Origin of the sequence: Delftia sp. WSY_7 (assembly GCF_043104845.1) — a bacterium.
Taxonomy (GTDB): domain Bacteria; phylum Pseudomonadota; class Gammaproteobacteria; order Burkholderiales; family Burkholderiaceae_C; genus Comamonas; species Comamonas tsuruhatensis.
In genome coordinates, this window is record NZ_JBICLB010000052.1 from 1 (window position 1) to 4,670 (window position 4,670).

Here is a 4,670-nt window from a genome sequence, read left to right on the forward strand (position 1 = left end):
GTGTAGAAGGTGGGTGGGGTGTAGTCCCAGGGGATTTCGTTGAAGTTCTGGTTCTCGCTATTCCAATTTGTTTTAATAATTATTGAAATATCTTCCTTCATCATTTCTATTCTTTTCCTAATATTTGAATCTCCAGAAGCCATTTCTATGCTTATTCCCAATCTTCCAGGTGTTTCAATCTTTCCATTATGAACCTTTAGAAAGCATAATTCAATCCCCTTAGTTCCAATGCCACGAGTATCTTCAAAAGGCGATCCCGATACGAGATGATTTTGCAAGTCCAGGTCCACATTGCTGCTTTCGAAGAACGTTAATATATTTCCGGTTCCAGCATCATTTATTGGAGACCCTCTTTGTCTACCAGATATGAGGTCACGAGATTTTCGCTGAACGAAATCATGAACAACGCAGTGCTTACCAGAACCTTTGATTGACTCTGATATTGGAACTCTCTGACCTCTATATTTCACAGCCTTGCACCATATGGGTGGAAGTTTTGAGTCAACAGGAGGGTGTTGGCTCTCGGTCCATTTTTCCCATTGCTGTTTTTCTGCATGCCCAGTCCGCCAAAAAGCTAGCAGCACAAATATTATTAAAATGCACACTATACGGGTTTGCATAACAAACTCCTTGGCAAACACACACCTGGATATTCTTTCTCCCTACCCACTAGACCACGAAGAAAGACCTCTCTATTGTTTTCTGCTTTCTCAAAGTCATATTCCTCTGAATTTTTATCTTTCAAATCTATTTTTGTTATTTTGATCTGACTTTTATTGTCTTTCGTTAAATTCAATTTTCCCTCATTAATCCATTTATTTAGATGGTTTTGTAGCAAATCAAATTTATCTGGAGAATTGCTCCCACTCTCCCGTGTGGCATTGAATCTCTCCAGCACTTTCTCTATCTCTTTAAAGCTCACCGCCGGCTTAGCCCCATACCGCGTCAAAAACTCATAACGCATATGTCCGTCGAATACCTCCATTCCATCAGGGGCTGCCTTTTGAAATGTTTCCACTCTCTGTTGTGGTACTGGCCGCATCCTTGCGCACCAGCAATGTGATCTCTTCAAAAACATTGCCTTCGATCACTACGTCCTTGGACTCCAGCAGGTTGATGCCGGCCTGGGGTTCCTCTTCCTTCTTCCTGAACAGCCCGCTGCGCTTCACGATGAAGCGGTTGTTGCGGATGATGGAACCATCGGCATCGCGCAGCTTGAGGATGGCGGGCAGCGGCGCCTTATCGCGCAGATCCATGTGCACGATGAAGGTGTTGCCCTCCACCAGCGAGCGCGGGCCGTACAGGTAGACGGGGGTGCGGCCATCGACCTCGATGGTGTTGTTGCGCACCACGTTGTCGGAGCCGGCCATGATGACGGCGCGGCCGCCGGATTTGATTTGGAGGTTTTCTGCGGTGTAGAAGGTGGGAGGGAAATAATCCCAAGGGATTTTATTGAATTTTTGGGTTTCGATGTTCCATCTGGAATTTTCTATTACAGGAAAGTCTTCCTCCAGTTTCTCAATTCTATTGCGTGCACCCAATTTAGGAGAAAGTTCTACGCCAATACCCGATAGACCTGGAGTTTCTATTATTCCATTATGAACTCTTAGATTGAAAACTACCTCTCCACCAGATAATATTCCAATGCCGCTATTATTATTAAATGGTCTTCCTGTAACAAGATGTCCTCGCAAATCAAGGTCAGCATTATTACTGTGGTAGAAATCTAAAATTGCACCTCGTGGGTTACCACGTTCTATTCCCCCTTCGATCCAGTCACGCGCTTTACGCTGCACAAAGTCATGAATGACGCAGTGACGGCCAGAACCTTCAAAAGCTTCCGTGATAGGGTAGTAGCCACCTCTATACTTGACGGGCTTGCACCCCTCAGGCAGCGGGCCCTTGTCGCTAGGTGGATGGCGGCGCGCTGCCCATTCTTCCGTCGTGAGTGGTTTCTTGGGGAAAGCTTGGCAGCTTGCAAAGACAATGCAAGCAAAAGCAGAAAAATAGAGAAAAACTATACTTCTTTGCATATTTTACTGCCTGGCAAGCAAACGCCTGGATATTTATGTTCTTGACCTGCAAGGTTTTCTAAGTATTTACCTCTATTTTTCTCTGCCTCTTTTATTTTATATTCATCGCTACCTCCCTTTTCTATATTTATTTCCACAATTCTGGTTTTTTCGCTATTTTCTGTGTTTTTGGTTAGTTTAAGTTTTCCATCCTTAATCAGTTTATTAATGGTCTCTTTCAAAAATCTAGCCTTTCCAGGAAAATCCGCACCCTCTTCCCTGATTGCATTGAATCTCTCGAGCACATTCCTGATCTCCTCAAACCCCAGCGCAGGCCTAGTTCCATACGCCGTCAAAAACTCATAAACCGCCTTCTCCCCTTGCAGCGATCGATACTCCCGCTTGTCCCAATAAGGCATATCTGGATCAGGCATATTCCCCAGTATTGGCATGTCCTCGTCATAGGTGTAATCCGGCTCGGACCCCGCAAACCCATGCCCTATGCCCAGCTTCGCGCTGATGGCATCGAACGGCCGGTTGTCCTTGTCCCGGTGGCTGAAGGTGTCCAGGTAGGAGTGCAGGAATTCGCCCAGGAACTGGTATTCGGCGCAAGGCTGGGCCGGGTTGCCCAGGCGGCTGGCGTTGAGCAGGTTGTTCAGTTGCGGGCTCAGGTTGCCCACCACGCTGTTGACGTTGTCGTTGGCGTACTGGGGCAGCGTGGTGCCCTTGTCGTCGGACAGCGTGAAGTGGTACCACAGCAGTTGCCAGTGGTTCTTGAAGATCGAGCCCACCGTGGTGAGGGTGTTGGCATCGTCCAGCGGCTTGGTGATGGGGTTGTCATCCACGTACTGCGAAGCCAGCGCCGTGATGCGCGCAGGTTCGTAGTCCAGGCCGGCTGCCAGGGCCAGGAAGAAGACCATGTAGTAGTGCATGTCCTCCTGGTACAGCCCGGTGGGATCGATCCGGTTGAGTGGGTTGCCGCATATGGCCGTCGAATATCTCCATTCCATCAGGGGCTGCCTTTTGAAATGTTTCCACTCTCTGTTGTGATACTGGCCGCATCCTTGCGCACCGGCAATGCGACCTGCTCGAACACATTGCCCTCGATCACCACGTCCCTGGACTCCAGCAGGTTGATGCCGGCCTGGGGTTCCTCTTCCTTCTTCCTGAACAGCCCGCTGCGCTTCACGATGAAGCGGTTGTTGCGGATGATGGAACCATCGGCATCGCGCAGCTTGAGGATGGCGGGCAACGGGGCCTTGTCGCGCAGGTCCATGTGCACGATGAAGGTGTTGCCCTCCACCAGCGAGCGCGGGCCGTACAGGTAGACGGCGGTGCGGCCATCGACCTCGATGGTGTTGTTGCGCACCACGTTGTCGGAGCCGGCCATGATGACGGCGCGGCCGCCGGATTTGATTTGGAGGTTTTCTGCGGTGTAGAAGGTGGGTGGGGTGTAGTTCCAGGGGATTTCGTTGAACTCCTTGATTTTGATATTCCAGTCGGTTGTTTGCGTGACTGGAAAATCCTCAGTCAATTCTTTTATTCTTTTCCACGCAGAAATATTGGGTGCCATATCCACACCCAAACCCCTTGGTCCAGGGGTTTCTATTTTTCCATGATGCACACGTAGGAATGCTAGATTTTTCCCAAGGAGACCAACTCCACGAGTATTCTCAAAAGGTGCTCCTGAAATTTCATGGCCTTGCAAATCCAAGTCGGCATTTGTGTTTTTGTAAAAAGTTAAAACACTTCCTCTGCCAATTTCATCGGTGGGAGATCCTCGAATACTCCAATCTATTAAATCTCTAACTTTTCTTTGAGTAAAATTATGCACTACGCAATGGCGACCCGAGCCTTCAAATGCCTCCTTGATTGATATATATCCACCTGTGTATCTCACTGCTTTGCAGCCTGAAGGCAAGGGTGTTTCTCTGATATTTTTTGCATTTTGGATTTTCGTTCCATTACCTGATTCGTGAGTGTCCAAAGTGTCTACTGCATATGCATGAGGTTGCAGTACCAAAAAAAAAGAGACCATGGTTAAACGGACTTGCATATAGGACTTCTTGGCAAACATACTCCAGGATAATTTTTCTCTTGACCAGCGAGTCCGCCAAGATATTTCTCCCTGTTCTTCTTGGCGGTTTCTTCGTTATATTGATCTAGGTACTTTTCAGAGAAATTTATCTTGGCATCAGTAGAAACGCTTTTGTCTTTTTCAGGTTTTATTTTTCCATCTTGGATATATTTATTAATCGTCTCTTGAAGCATGCCAATTTTAGCTGGTGAGTTGCCACCACTTTCGCGAATTGCATTGAATCTCTCCAGCACTTTTTCTATCTCTTTAAAACTGACCGACGGCTTGCTCCCATACCGCGTCAGAAACTCATAAACCGCCTTCTCTCCTTGCAGCGATCGATACTCCCGCTTGTCCCAATAAGGCATATCTGGATCAGGCATATTCCCCAGTATTGGCATGTCCTCGTCATAGGTGTAATCCGGCTCGGACCCCGCAAACCCATGCCCTATGCCCAGCTTCGCGCTGATGGCATCGAACGGCCGGTTGTCCTTGTCCCGGTGGCTGAAGGTGTCCAGGTAGGAGTGCAGGAATTCGCCCAGGAACTGGTATTCGGCACAGGGCTGGGCCGGGTTGCCCAG

The 4,670-nt window shown here is 48.3% G+C and carries 3 protein-coding genes and 3 pseudogenes; all 6 read right to left on the minus strand.

Annotated features, from left to right (window positions below):
- Nucleotides 1-620: pseudogene (locus tag ACF8ME_RS25815) on the minus strand (hypothetical protein); the annotation flags it as partial.
- Nucleotides 605-1,018, minus strand: a complete 414-nt coding sequence (locus tag ACF8ME_RS25820) for a hypothetical protein (protein ID WP_392418817.1) — start codon at nt 1,016-1,018, stop codon at nt 605-607. The pseudogene ACF8ME_RS25815 and the gene ACF8ME_RS25820, both read right to left, overlap by 16 nt.
- On the minus strand, nt 990-2,033 hold the full coding sequence (locus ACF8ME_RS25825; RefSeq protein WP_392418820.1) for a right-handed parallel beta-helix repeat-containing protein: 1,044 nt from the start codon (nt 2,031-2,033) through the stop codon (nt 990-992). Before ACF8ME_RS25825 ends, ACF8ME_RS25820 begins: the two co-directional genes overlap by 29 nt.
- Nucleotides 2,018-2,944, minus strand: a complete 927-nt coding sequence (locus ACF8ME_RS25830) for a DUF6765 family protein (RefSeq protein ID WP_392418822.1) — start codon at nt 2,942-2,944, stop codon at nt 2,018-2,020. The genes ACF8ME_RS25825 and ACF8ME_RS25830 overlap by 16 nt, the downstream gene beginning before the upstream one ends.
- Nucleotides 2,945-3,111: 167 nt before the next feature.
- A pseudogene (locus tag ACF8ME_RS25835) lies at nt 3,112-4,089 on the minus strand (hypothetical protein); the annotation flags it as partial.
- Nucleotides 4,053-4,670 (minus strand): annotated as a pseudogene (locus ACF8ME_RS25840) (hypothetical protein); the annotation flags it as partial. The pseudogenes ACF8ME_RS25835 and ACF8ME_RS25840, both read right to left, overlap by 37 nt.